General features: G+C 70.4%; 9 protein-coding genes. 4 read left to right on the forward strand and 5 right to left on the reverse strand.

Annotated features, from left to right (window positions below; genetic code table 11):
* Positions 1–199: 199 nt before the first annotated feature.
* Genes AMK22_RS35655 through AMK22_RS35675 form a run of 5 tightly spaced genes read right to left on the reverse strand, consistent with a single transcriptional unit; the run spans position 200 to position 5,611 of the window.
* Positions 200–1,510 (reverse strand): DUF58 domain-containing protein, encoded by a 1,311-nt coding sequence (locus AMK22_RS35655; protein ID WP_073791770.1) that lies wholly within the window; start codon positions 1,508–1,510, stop codon positions 200–202.
* A gap of 10 nt (positions 1,511–1,520) precedes the next feature.
* Positions 1,521–2,522, reverse strand: coding sequence for an AAA family ATPase (locus AMK22_RS35660; RefSeq protein ID WP_073791772.1), 1,002 nt, complete (start codon positions 2,520–2,522; stop codon positions 1,521–1,523).
* Positions 2,519–3,718: a DUF4350 domain-containing protein gene (locus tag AMK22_RS35665; protein ID WP_073791774.1), complete on the reverse strand. Its 1,200-nt coding sequence runs from the start codon at positions 3,716–3,718 to the stop codon at positions 2,519–2,521. The genes AMK22_RS35660 and AMK22_RS35665 overlap by 4 nt, the downstream gene beginning before the upstream one ends.
* On the reverse strand, positions 3,715–4,404 hold the full coding sequence (locus tag AMK22_RS35670) for a DUF4129 domain-containing protein (RefSeq protein WP_073791776.1): 690 nt from the start codon (positions 4,402–4,404) through the stop codon (positions 3,715–3,717). The genes AMK22_RS35665 and AMK22_RS35670 overlap by 4 nt, the downstream gene beginning before the upstream one ends.
* A 4-nt stretch (positions 4,405–4,408) precedes the next feature.
* On the reverse strand, positions 4,409–5,611 hold the full coding sequence (locus AMK22_RS35675; protein ID WP_073791778.1) for a glycerophosphoryl diester phosphodiesterase membrane domain-containing protein: 1,203 nt from the start codon (positions 5,609–5,611) through the stop codon (positions 4,409–4,411).
* A 140-nt stretch (positions 5,612–5,751) separates the two neighbouring features.
* Here AMK22_RS35675 and mtnA point away from each other — a divergent pair, with 140 nt between their 5' ends.
* From mtnA to AMK22_RS35695, 4 genes are read left to right on the forward strand one after another with little or no spacing between them, the layout of a single operon-like run.
* A complete protein-coding gene (gene mtnA, locus AMK22_RS35680) occupies positions 5,752–6,897 on the forward strand; it encodes an S-methyl-5-thioribose-1-phosphate isomerase (RefSeq protein WP_073791780.1) in 1,146 nt (381 codons plus the stop codon).
* 4 nt (positions 6,898–6,901) lie between these two features.
* Entirely contained in the window at positions 6,902–7,591 is a 690-nt protein-coding gene (mtrA, locus tag AMK22_RS35685; RefSeq protein ID WP_007448372.1) for a two-component system response regulator MtrA, read from the forward strand.
* A gap of 1 nt (position 7,592) precedes the next feature.
* Positions 7,593–9,626, forward strand: a complete 2,034-nt coding sequence (mtrB, locus tag AMK22_RS35690; RefSeq protein ID WP_079186583.1) for an MtrAB system histidine kinase MtrB — start codon at positions 7,593–7,595, stop codon at positions 9,624–9,626.
* Between the two features lie 34 nt (positions 9,627–9,660).
* The gene (locus AMK22_RS35695) at positions 9,661–11,484 is read left to right on the forward strand and encodes an LpqB family beta-propeller domain-containing protein (protein ID WP_073791781.1); all 1,824 of its coding nucleotides are present in this window, start codon (positions 9,661–9,663) and stop codon (positions 11,482–11,484) included.
* Positions 11,485–11,550: the final 66 nt, after the last annotated feature.

The following is an 11,550-nucleotide window of genomic DNA, read 5'->3' on the forward strand; positions in this document are numbered from 1 at the left end:
GCCGCCGCCGCAGCCGGGTCATCGCGCTGGTCGGCCTGATCTGGGCGTTCGCCTGGGTCGTGGCGGGCTTCGCGGGCCTCGGGCACGGCAGCCAGACCATGGCGACGGCCGCGATGATCTCCCAGCACCTCGTTGCCGAGAAAGCCCCTCGGTATCCCGGGGGTAATTTTCCGAAAGTGTCGGGGAGCGGCGGAAGGGTTCAGAGGCGGCCCGCTGCCTTGAGGGCCAGATAGGCGTCGGCGAGGGCCGGAGCGAGATCCTCCGGGATGGCATCGACGACCAGGACGCCGTGACGCCGGAGTTCTTCCGCAGTCCGAAGCCGTCTTGCCTGGGCCTGAGCGCCGGCTGCGGCTTCGTAGACTGCGTCCACTGTGCCCCTGGAGCGCAGCATCTTTTTGATGTGCGGGTCGGCCACGGAGGCCAGCAGCACGGTGTGGCGTGGGGTCAGTCGACGCAGGACCGGCAGCAGTCCCTCTTCCACAGGAGCAGCGTCCAGGCCGGTGAGGAGCACGATCAGACTTCCACGAGGAGCGCTGGCGAGGGCGATGGCTCCGAGCCCCTGGGCATCCGTTTCCACGAGCGCCGGTTCGATCGGGGCCAGGGCGTTGACCATGGCCGAGAGAACCTCTCCCGCGGACTTCCCCTGAACGTGGGCCCGGACACGCCGGTCGTACGCCAGCAGATCCACGCGATCGCCCGCGCGAGTGGCGAGCACGGTGAGGAGCAGGGCCGCGTCCAGAGAGGCGTCCAGACGTGGCACGTCCCCGACACGTCCGGCCGAGGTCCGACCCGTGTCCAGGACCAGGAAGATGTGACGGTCGCGCTCGGGGCGCCAAGTGCGCACCGCGACGGCGGACTGCCGTGCCGTGGCGCGCCAGTCGATGGATCGCGTGTCGTCGCCGGGAACGTAGTCACGCAAACTGTCGAACTCCGTGCCCTCTCCACGAGTGAGAACGCTGGTGCGGCCATCGAGCTCGCGCAATCTGGCCAGGCGCGACGGAAGGTGTTTGCGGCTGGTGAAGGGAGGCAGGACGCGAACCGTCCACGGGACGTAATGGTTTCCCTGCCGAGCGGCGAGTCCCAACGGTCCGAACGAACGGACCGTGACCCGCTCGGCTCGGCGGTCACCGCGCCGGGTCGGCCGCAGAAAGGTGGTCAGCCGACGGCGTTCCCCCGCCGGAACCGTCAACGTATGGCGAGAGGCCGTCCGGTCCTCGCCGGTGGGCCAGCTGCTCGGCGGCCAGGCGTCACGAACGTGTGCGCGCAGCCGCCGACGGGAAGGATTGGTCACGGTGAGTTGCACCTCGGCCGTCTCACCAAGTCGAACGCTTGTTTCACCAGATCGGGTGAACCGAAGCGTTCGTACTGGCGCGGCCAGGGCGTAGTCGCACAGAATTGCCAAGGAAAGCGGTGCGTTGACCGCGAGCAGGCCGGTCCAGCTGGGGGCCAGGATGCCTACGGGGAGTGACCCCAGGGCGGCCAGTAGGGCGGTGCGTCCGGTAAGGGCCACGGTCAGCGCCTCATCGGGGTACGGGGACGTGGGCGAGGACCGAGGTGATGACGGAGTCGGGGGTGATTCCCTCCATCTCCGCCTCGGGCCGCAGGTGGATGCGATGACGAAGAGTGGGGAGGGCGAGGGCCTTCACGTCATCCGGAATGACGTAGTCGCGGCCGGTGAGCCAGGCCCAGGCCCGGGCGGTCGACAGCAGGGCGGTGGCACCTCGGGGGGATACACCGAGGGAGAGCGAGGGGGATTCACGCGTGGCACGACAGATATCGACGACATAGCCGGCGATCTCGGGCGAGACCTTGGTTCGGGCGACTGCGGCACGAGCTGCTTCCAGATCGGCGGGCCCGGCGACGGGGCGTATGCCGACTGATGCGAGATCGCGCGGGTTGAAGCCCTCTGAATGACGGGTGAGGACGTTGATCTCCTCGTCCCGGGACGGCAGGGGCACCGTCAGCTTCAGAAGGAACCGGTCCAGCTGGGCCTCGGGGAGCGGGTAGGTGCCCTCGTATTCGACGGGATTCTGCGTGGCCGCCACGAGGAAGGGGTCGGGCAGGGGCCTGGGGACGCCATCGACGGTGACCTGGCGTTCCTCCATCGCTTCCAGGAGGGAGGACTGTGTCTTGGGAGGCGTGCGGTTGATTTCGTCGGCCAGGAGCAGATTGGTGAAGACCGGCCCGGGCTGGAAGGAGAACTCCGCTGTACGGGCGTCGTAGACCAGCGAGCCGGTGACATCGCTCGGCATCAGATCCGGCGTGAACTGGACACGCTTGGTATCGAGTTCGAGCGAGGCGGCGAGAGCCCGGACCAAGAGGGTTTTGGCCACGCCGGGAACGCCTTCGAGGAGGACGTGCCCCCGGCACAGCAGAGCGACGACGAGTCCGGTCACTGCCGGGTCCTGACCGACCACGGCTTTGGCGATCTCGGAGCGCAACGCTTCCAGGGACGCACGGGCAGTATCGCCGTTCGCGAGGGGCTCGGTGGTCCTGGCGGGCACTGGGGGCGGGGCGCTCATGAGGTGCGTACCTCTCTTTCGAGGGTGTCGAGTTGATCTGCCAGTCGTACAAGAGCCGCATCGTCGGACGGAGCGGGTCCGAAGAGCAGGTACCGGAGGCGGCTCTCGTCGCCGTCGAGACGAGTGGAGACAGCGGGGACGAGTGTGGTGGGGGAATGGGCATCCCGGGGAGCGACGCCGAGGAGGGCGGCTACACGCCCCCGTGCGGCGGCACGCAACGAGTCGGCGGCGCGGCCGCGGGCGTTCGTCCTGCGGTAGAGACGGGCCCGGCCCTCGGCGGACTCGGATGCACGGATGGCGACGGGCAGTCGTTCCGTCACCAGGGGTCCCAGTCGGCGGGCCCGCCAGATGGCGGCCAGTACGGCGGCGAGGGCGAGTTGCAGGGTGGCCCACAGCCAGCCACGAGGGATCAGGTCGGTGAAGCCGCGGTCGGCGTGTTCGCCGTCGTGACCGCTGATCGCGCCGGTGTCGGTGAGTGAGGGGAGGTACCAGATCAGATGGGGACGGGAGCCGAGAAGTTGCAGGGCCAGGGATGCGTTGCCTTGGTCGTCGAGGCGGTCGTTGTGGAGAAGATCGGAGGATCCGAGAAGAACGGTCTCTCCGGCGCCTTGCTCGAACAGGAGCAGGGTGGGAAGGCCGTTGCTCGGGAAGCACGCGGTGGTGGCCAGGTCGCCCGCGGCATAGCGGAAGCCTCCCGTTTCGATGGCGCCCGCCCTGCGGGCAGCCGGCAGGGAGCACTCGGGGTCGCGGGTGGTCGTGGGCCCGGCGGACTTCGCGCGGACTCCGGGGACCAGGGTGCCGACGGATGGAGGGCCCGCCGCGAGAAGGACGGTGCGACCACCCGAGTGCGCGGTCCTGGCCCGCAGCTCCTCCTGCTGGTGCGGTGCCAGAAGATCGGGGGAGGTCACGAGCAGTGTGGTGTCGGGGCCGAGGCCGGTCGTGGCCTCGGCCAGGGTGGTGGCGACACGGACGGATACGCCGCGGCCCTTCAGGAGCTCGGCGACGGCCCGGCTGCCGTAGCGGTCGGCGGAGCGCGGGTCGAGGCGGCCGTGCTGATCACCGGAGCGCACGGATGCCAGAGCGATTCCTGCCGCGAGGAGCACGAGGAGGGCGAGCAGCAGGCCGCGGACACGGGACCAGGCCTGGCGCGGGGTGAGGGAGGCGGAGGTGGCGGAGACGGTGGTGGTGCGTGTCATTCGGCTGCCCCCTGGGCCGCCGTCGTCAGGAGGGGCTTCGAGGCTTCGAGATCGATGTCCAGCTCTCGCACGGACGAGTACACCCGCTGGTCCGCGGTGCGGCCGCCGTATGTGACGTCGTCGAAATCGCCGGCGGCGGCGCGAAGGCGCGTGGCGTGCGAGGGCAGCAGGCGTGCGGCTTCGGCGGCGGCCTCGTCGGCGGTGCGTCCGGGGCGCGGGTCGATCAGGGCCCGTTCCTCCAGAGAGCGCACGATGGCGCGTATGCGTTCCTGGACCGCCTCGTTCCAGCGCTGCGCGGCCGCGTGGGTCTCGGCGGCCGCCCGGTGCTCGGCCGCCGTCCGCGGGGCGTCGTCGAAGAGGGTGTCGGTGGTGCGCACGATGCGGCGCGGGGTGCCCAGCCGCCACCAGAGCGCGGCCACCAGACCGATGAGCGCCAGTGCGAGCACGACCAGGCCGAGCGGGCCGCCCGGTGCCGCGCCGGAGGCCATGTTCAGGAGATCGCCGAGCCAGTCCCAGAGCTGGTCGAGACCGCGTCGGAGGAGACCGGGATCGTTCTCGTGGTACATCGGTTTGGACAGCTCGCGCTCCGCGGCCTCACGGGCGGGGACACGCGGAGTGTCCACGGGTATGTCGCCGCTCGCCCGGGCCAGCAGCCGTGCCGTTGCCGAACCCCCCACCCCCGACACGACATCAGCTCCCGGTGTCGTATCCGGGCAGACCCGCTGCCCGGGCGAGTTCGAGGTCCAGCGCCTCGCGGCGGATGCGCTGGTCGATGTAGAGCAGCGCCATCACTCCGGCGGAGAGTGGGTAGGTGATCGTCGCGGTGATCACCTGTCCGATGCCCGAGATGATCAGGTACGGCCAGGTGGAGAACATGGAGCCGTCGAAGAGAAGGGATTCGGTACCGCTGCTGTCCACGACCATCGCGATGATGGTGAAGGGGATGGCGATGATCACGGCGACGATGGCGGTCAGCAGCCAGGTCAGAGCCAGCACGCCGAAGGTCCGCCACCACGCGTTCCTGACCAGCTTCGCGGAGCGACGCATGGAGGACGTGATCGATTGGCGTTCCAGCATCAGAGCCGGGGAAGCGAGCGCGAAGCGGACCATCAGCCAGAGGACGACGGCGAGCGCCGCGGGGAGGCCGATGACGACGAGACCGGCTCCAGCCGTGGAGCCGACCAGAAGACCGGGCAGAAGGCCGAGGGTCATGAGCGCGGCGCTCATCAGCGTCAGCAACATGGTCAGGCCCAGCAACTGCGGAAGCCTGGGCCGGGCCTCGGCCCAGGCGTCGGCGAGCGACACCGGGCGGCCCAGCACCGAGCGACTGATCACCACGGTCAGCACGGATGTGGTGAACAGTGTGGCGATCAACGTGATGAGCATGGACGGCACGTTGGTGATCAGCGTGGACTGAACGGATTCGGTGGCCTGCCGGAGTGCCTCGGGGCCGGTGGCCTTCGGGTCCATCACGATGGGATCGGGCAGCAGGTAGCGCTGCATGAGAATCGTTGCGATCTGGGCGATCACGGACACGGCCAGCGTGAAGCCGAGCACGGTGCGCCAGTGGGTGCGCATCGTGGAGACCGCGCCGTCGAGGATCTCGCCGACGCCGAGCGGACGCAGCGGGATCACTCCGGGCTTGGCCGCGGCAGGCGGCTGCCCCCAGCCAGGCCCCTGGGGGCCGGCACCCCAGCCGTAGCCGGGGGGAGGCACGCCCGGGCCGGTGCCGGGGGCACTCGGCGGGGACCACTGGGCTGCCGGTGGCTGGGCCGGGGACCAGTTGCCTGCCGGGCCGCTGCCGTCGACGGGCTCGGAGGGGCGGGGTACATCCGCCCCCTGGCCCTCGGAGGGGGCAGATCCGGGCGAGGCCCAGCCCGGAGTGTCGTTCATTCTCGCTCCTTAACGGTCCTGTCCGCTCATCGGTACGGCAGGTCGGCAGCCCATCGTGCCACGCGCAGCTTCATCGGGGACCGGGCGCGGTATCTCCTGCTCGCCTTCATCCGGGGCGGCTCACCGGGCAGACTGGGCGGATGGCTGATCACGACGAGCAACCGCCGGTGGGCGACGAGCCTCCCGTCCTTTCCGTACTCCGCTGGGACGAGCTGCCGGAAGGGCCCGTGCTGGTGCTTCTCGACCAGACACGGCTGCCCGCGGAGGAGGCCGAGCTGGTGTGCCCCGACGGGCCCACACTGGTGCGGGCGATCCGGACACTGGCGGTGCGCGGCGCGCCGTTGCTGGGCATCGCCGGAGCCTACGGGGTGGCACTCGCCGCAGTGCGGGGGGACGACGTCGAAGAGGCCGCGGGGCTGCTGGCGGGGGCGCGGCCCACCGCGGTGAACCTCGCGTACGGGGTACGGCGGGCCCTGTCCGCGTACCGGGCGGCAGCGCAGAAGGGGGCGGGCTCCCGGAATGCCGCGCAGGCGGCGCTGGCCGAGGCGAGGGCACTGCACCGGGAGGACGCCGAGGCCAGTGCGCGCATGGCGCGGTACGGGCTCGCTCTCCTGGACGAGCTTCTGCCAGCCGGCGGACACCAGCTGCTGACGCACTGCAATACCGGAGCGCTGGTGTCGGGCGGCGAGGGAACCGCCTTCGCGGTGGCACTCGCGGCACACCGGGAAGGGCGGCTGAGCCGGCTGTGGGTGGACGAGACCCGTCCGCTCCTGCAGGGGGCCCGGCTGACGGCGTACGAGGCGGCCCGCAACGGCATGCCGTACAACCTGCTCACGGACAACGCGGCGGGATCCTTGTTCGCCGCGGGGAAGGTGGACGCGGTGCTCATCGGGGCCGACCGCATCGCGGCGGACGGCTCGGTGGCGAACAAGGTGGGGAGCTATCCGCTGGCGGTGCTGGCGAAGTACCACCACGTACCGTTCATCGTGGTGGCGCCCACCACGACCGTGGATCCGGACACCGCGGACGGAGCGGCGATCACTGTGGAACAGCGATGGGGGAGTGAAGTGACCGAGTTCACATTTCTGCAAGGTGGGGCGGTGGAAGAGGGAGTCGGCGGACGGCTCGTCGCGCCGGCCGGAACCGCCGCGTACAACCCGGCGTTCGACATCACACCGCCGGAGCTGGTCACGGCGATCGTCACGGAGGAGGGCGCGGTTTCCCCGGTCACCGGGGACGGACTCGCAAAGCTGTGTGCCAGGTCATCGCAGGTAACGATTAGCTAATGGGATGATGTCGATTATGAAGGGACGCGTCCTTGTCGTCGACGACGACACCGCACTGGCCGAGATGCTCGGGATTGTGCTGCGTGGTGAGGGGTTCGAGCCGTCGTTCGTAGCGGACGGCGACAAGGCACTCGCCGCGTTTCGTGAGGCCAAGCCGGACCTGGTCCTGCTGGATCTGATGCTGCCCGGCAGGGACGGCATCGAGGTCTGCAGGCTGATCAGGGCCGAGTCGGGTGTGCCGATCGTCATGCTCACGGCCAAGAGCGACACGGTCGACGTGGTGGTGGGTCTGGAGTCCGGGGCCGACGACTACATCGTGAAGCCGTTCAAGCCCAAGGAGTTGGTGGCCCGGATCAGGGCACGCCTGCGGAGGTCCGAGGAACCGGCGCCGGAACAGCTCACCATCGGGGACCTGGTCATCGACGTGGCCGGGCACTCGGTGAAGCGGGAAGGGCAGTCGATAGCGCTCACCCCGCTGGAGTTCGATCTGCTGGTCGCGCTCGCGCGCAAGCCGTGGCAGGTGTTCACCCGTGAGGTGCTGTTGGAGCAGGTGTGGGGGTACCGCCACGCGGCCGACACCCGGCTCGTGAACGTCCATGTCCAGCGACTGCGTTCCAAGGTGGAGAAGGACCCGGAACGGCCCGAGATCGTGGTGACCGTCCGAGGGGTCGGTTACAAGGCCGGACCGAGCTGACATGCCTCTGGGCGGTACTGCTCCGCGGCCCGGGGAGCCGGGGGCCCGTGCGGAGCGGGCTGCCGTTCCGGTGCACAGGTCGTCCCGGATCGGCCGCCTCCTCAAAGGGGGCCGGCTGTTCCACGACCATGCGCCCGGCGGCCCGGTGCCGCGACTGCTGATGCGCTGGGTGCGGCGTCCGCTGCTGCCCGTCGTACGGCTGTGGCGGCGCAATCTCCAGTTGCGGGTCGTCGCGGGCACACTGCTCATGTCGCTCGCCGTCGTGCTGCTCCTCGGCATCGTCGTGATCGGGCAGGTCCGCAACGGCCTGCTCGACGCGAAGGGCAAGGCCGCCCAGACCCAGGCCGCCGGCGGCTTCGCCGCGGCCCAGGAGAAGGCGAACGCCCCGCTCGCTCCCGGCGGGCAGGGCAGCGGGGACATCGCGGACGGTACGACCGCCAACAACTCCTGGCGGACCGAGCTGGTCGACCAGCTCGCCAGCGGGGGGAAGAACGCCTTCAACGTGGTGGCGCTCAGCGCGGACGAGGGCACGCGCGCGCCACGCGGCTCGGGCAGCGTCGAGGCGGCGAGCGTCCCGCAGAACCTGCGGGACGCGGTCAACAAGGGCCCGGGCGCCTTCCAGACGTACTCCGTGATCCGGTACGCGAACGGGCAGGACCCGCAGCCCGGACTCGTCGTCGGTAAACGGCTCTACGACATCGACCACAACCCGTACCAGCTCTACTACCTCTTCCCGCTGACGCAGGAGGAGAAGTCGCTGACTCTGGTCAAGGGCACGCTGGCGACCGCGGGACTGTTCGTCGTCGTGCTGCTCGGGGCCATCTCGTGGTTCGTGGTGCGCCAGGTCGTCACACCCGTACGGATGGCCGCGGGGGTCGCCGAACGGCTCTCCGCCGGCAGGCTCCAGGAACGGATGAAGGTCACCGGCGAGGACGACATCGCCCGGCTCGGGGAGGCCTTCAACAAGATGGCGCAGAACCTGCAGCTGAAGATCCAGCAGTTGGAGGAGCTGTCCCGGATGCAGCGGCGTTTCGTCTCCGACGTCTCCCACGAGCTGCGCACGCCGCTGACGACCGTGCGGATGGCCGCCGACGTCATCCACGAGGCGCGCAGCGACTTCGACCCGGTGACGGCACGTTCCGCGGAACTGCTCGGGGACCAGCTCGACCGGTTCGAGTCGCTGCTCTCCGACCTGCTGGAGATCAGCCGCTTCGACGCGGGCGCCGCGGCGCTGGAGGCCGAGCCGATAGATCTGCGGCAGGTCGTGCACCGGGTGATCGGCGGGGCCGAACCGCTGGCCGAACGCAAGGGCACCCGGATCAGGGTGGTCGGCGACAGCCAGCCGGTGATCGCGGAGGCCGACGCGCGCCGGGTGGAGCGCGTCCTGCGCAACCTGGTCGTCAACGCGGTCGAGCACGGCGAGGGGCGGGACGTCGTGGTGCGCATGGAGGCGGCCGGAGGAGCGGTCGCCGTGGCCGTCCGCGACTACGGGGTGGGACTCAAGCCCGGCGAGGCGACGCGCGTGTTCAACCGCTTCTGGCGGGCCGACCCGGCCCGTGCCCGAACGACCGGCGGCACCGGTCTCGGGCTGTCCATCGCCGTGGAGGATGCCCGGTTGCACGGCGGCTGGCTGCAGGCGTGGGGCGAGCCCGGCGGTGGTTCGCAATTCCGGCTGACCCTGCCGCGCACGGCGGACGAACCGTTGCGCGGCTCTCCGATACCCCTGGAACCGGAGGACTCCCGTCGTAACCGGGAGAACCGGGAGCGGGCCCTGCCCGGCTCCGGGGGAGGACACCGGCTGACAGCGGTGCCGGTCCAGCCCGCGGACAGCGACCGGCCAGCGCTTCCGGTGCCGTCCCGCTCCGCCCAGGTTCCACCGGCGGCGCCGCCCTCGGTGCATCCGGCGGCCCTGCCCGGCAACGGGGCACGAGTGGTCGCACGCCCCACCGAGGGCCGGGCGGACAGTGAACCCGGGGGCGAGATCGACACCGTGATACGGGAACAGGAGCGGGGGGACGCGAATCGTGGGATCTGACCGTCGCGGAAGCGCCCGTGGGCGCGTGCCGCGGATGTCCGCGCTGCTCGGATGCGGTGCCGTGCTGTTGTCCGCGTGCAGTTCGATGCCCGTCAGCGGGGACGTCAGGCCGGTCGGCGGCGGCTCGCAGCCCGGCGACTCCCAGGTGCAGGTGTACGCCGTGGCGCCGCGTGACAACGCCACCCCCAACGAGATCGTCGACGGCTTCCTGGAATCCATGACCAGCGACGACTCGAAGTTCATGACGACGCGCAAGTACCTGACGCGGAAGGCCGCGAGCACCTGGAAACCGAGCGCGTTCACCACCGTGCTCGCCAAGGCGCCCAACCGCAGCGACCGCCCGCTGAACGACAGCGATCCCGGCGTCACCGAACTCGCCTACACCCTGACCGGCGACAAGGTGGCGACGGTCGACGGCCAGAGCGCGTATCAGCCGCTCGCGCCCACGGAGTACAACGAGACCCTGCACCTGGTGCGGGAGAACGGCCCGGGCGGCAAGGAGTGGCGCATCGACATCGTGCCGGACGGGCTGCTGCTCGGGCAGTCGGACTTCCGACGCCTCTACCGTTCGGTCGACAAGTACTACTTCGCCGCGGGACGGACGGTGGGGCAGTCGACACTGGTCGCCGACCCCGTCTACCTGCGCAGCCGCACGGACCCCGTCACGGGCATGGACACCGTGACGCAAGCGGTCCGCAGTCTTCTGGCGGGGCCGACCGACTGGCTGCGTCCGGTGGTCCGTTCCCGCTTTCCCGCAGGTACGACGCTGAAGAAGGACGTCACCTCACTGGCCCCGGACGACCGCAACGTCCTGAGGATCCCGCTCGACAAGAAGGCGGACGGCGCCGGGCAGAGCTCCTGCCGCATGATGGCCTCGCAGGTCCTGTACACGCTGCGGGATCTGACGTCGGCACGGATCGAGCAGGTCCAACTGCTGCGCTCGGACGATTCCCAGCTGTGCGTCCTCGAGGCGGACCAGGCGGAGGAGTTCGCGCCCGACGGTTCGTCGAGCGGGCCGGACAGCCAGTACTACATCGACGCCGAGGGCCATGTGGAGCGCATCCCCGGCAGTACCAAGGGCGATGGTGTGCCGGAGCCGGTGTCAGGGCCGTTCGGCAACGGACTGCGGATGGGCGAGGTCGGCGTGGCCAGGGACGAGCAGTCGGCGGCGGCGGTCTCGCGGGACAGGGCCTTCCTCTACGTGTCCTCCATCGTCTCGGACGGCGAGCTTCCCCCGGCCCTGGTGACCAGCAGGGCCAAGAAGCAGAACGACCGGCTGTCGGCGCCGAGCTGGGACGGCCGGGGCGATCTCTGGGTGGCCGACCGGGACCCTCGCAGACCCCGGCTGCTGCGGATACCGGGAGGCACCGGTGAACCGCAGGAGGTCGCCGTGCCCAGCCTGGCCGGCAACCGGATCGAGGCCCTGCGGCTGTCCACGGACGGTGTGCGCATCGCACTCCTGGTGACCCAGGACGACGGCAGCAGGACCCTGAAGATCGGCCGGATCGAGCGCCACGGCGCGGCGGAGCCGAAGCGGCTCTCAGTGGTGGATCTGCGGCAGGCCGCACCGCAGTTGACGGACGTCACCGCGATGTCGTGGTCGGGCCGCAGCCGCCTCGTGGTGGTCGGCAAGGAGGAGGGCGGCGTCCAGCAGGTGCGATATGTGCAGGCGGACGGTTCGACGCCCGCCTCGGGTGTCCTGCCGGGGCTGAACGAGGTGTCGTCGATCGCGGCGGCGGACGACGAGCATCTGCCGCTGATGGCGGCGACACGCAATGACGGGATAGTGAAGCTGTCCCCGGGCGACAACTGGCAGACCGTGGTCAAGGAGGGCACGTCGCTGGTCTATCCGGGCTGAGCGCACGTCGCTGGTCCGTCCGGGCCGAGCGCACGGCCTGGCCGGGGGAGAGCGGGGGCGTGTCCG

This window comes from Streptomyces sp. CB01580, from assembly GCF_001905795.1.
Lineage (GTDB): Bacteria > Actinomycetota > Actinomycetes > Streptomycetales > Streptomycetaceae > Streptomyces.

Excerpts from the sequence above, each read along its gene's own strand:
- mtnA (WP_073791780.1), top strand. The coding sequence starts at position 5,752 with ATGGCTGATCACGACGAGCAACCGCCGGTGGGCGACGAGCCTCCCGTC.
- AMK22_RS35675 (WP_073791778.1), bottom strand. The coding sequence starts at position 5,611 with ATGAACGACACTCCGGGCTGGGCCTCGCCCGGATCTGCCCCCTCCGAG.
- mtrA (WP_007448372.1), top strand. The coding sequence starts at position 6,902 with ATGATGTCGATTATGAAGGGACGCGTCCTTGTCGTCGACGACGACACC.
- mtrB (WP_079186583.1), top strand. The coding sequence starts at position 7,593 with ATGCCTCTGGGCGGTACTGCTCCGCGGCCCGGGGAGCCGGGGGCCCGT.
- AMK22_RS35665 (WP_073791774.1), bottom strand. The coding sequence starts at position 3,718 with ATGACACGCACCACCACCGTCTCCGCCACCTCCGCCTCCCTCACCCCG.
- AMK22_RS35660 (WP_073791772.1), bottom strand. The coding sequence starts at position 2,522 with ATGAGCGCCCCGCCCCCAGTGCCCGCCAGGACCACCGAGCCCCTCGCG.
- AMK22_RS35695 (WP_073791781.1), top strand. The coding sequence starts at position 9,661 with ATGTCCGCGCTGCTCGGATGCGGTGCCGTGCTGTTGTCCGCGTGCAGT.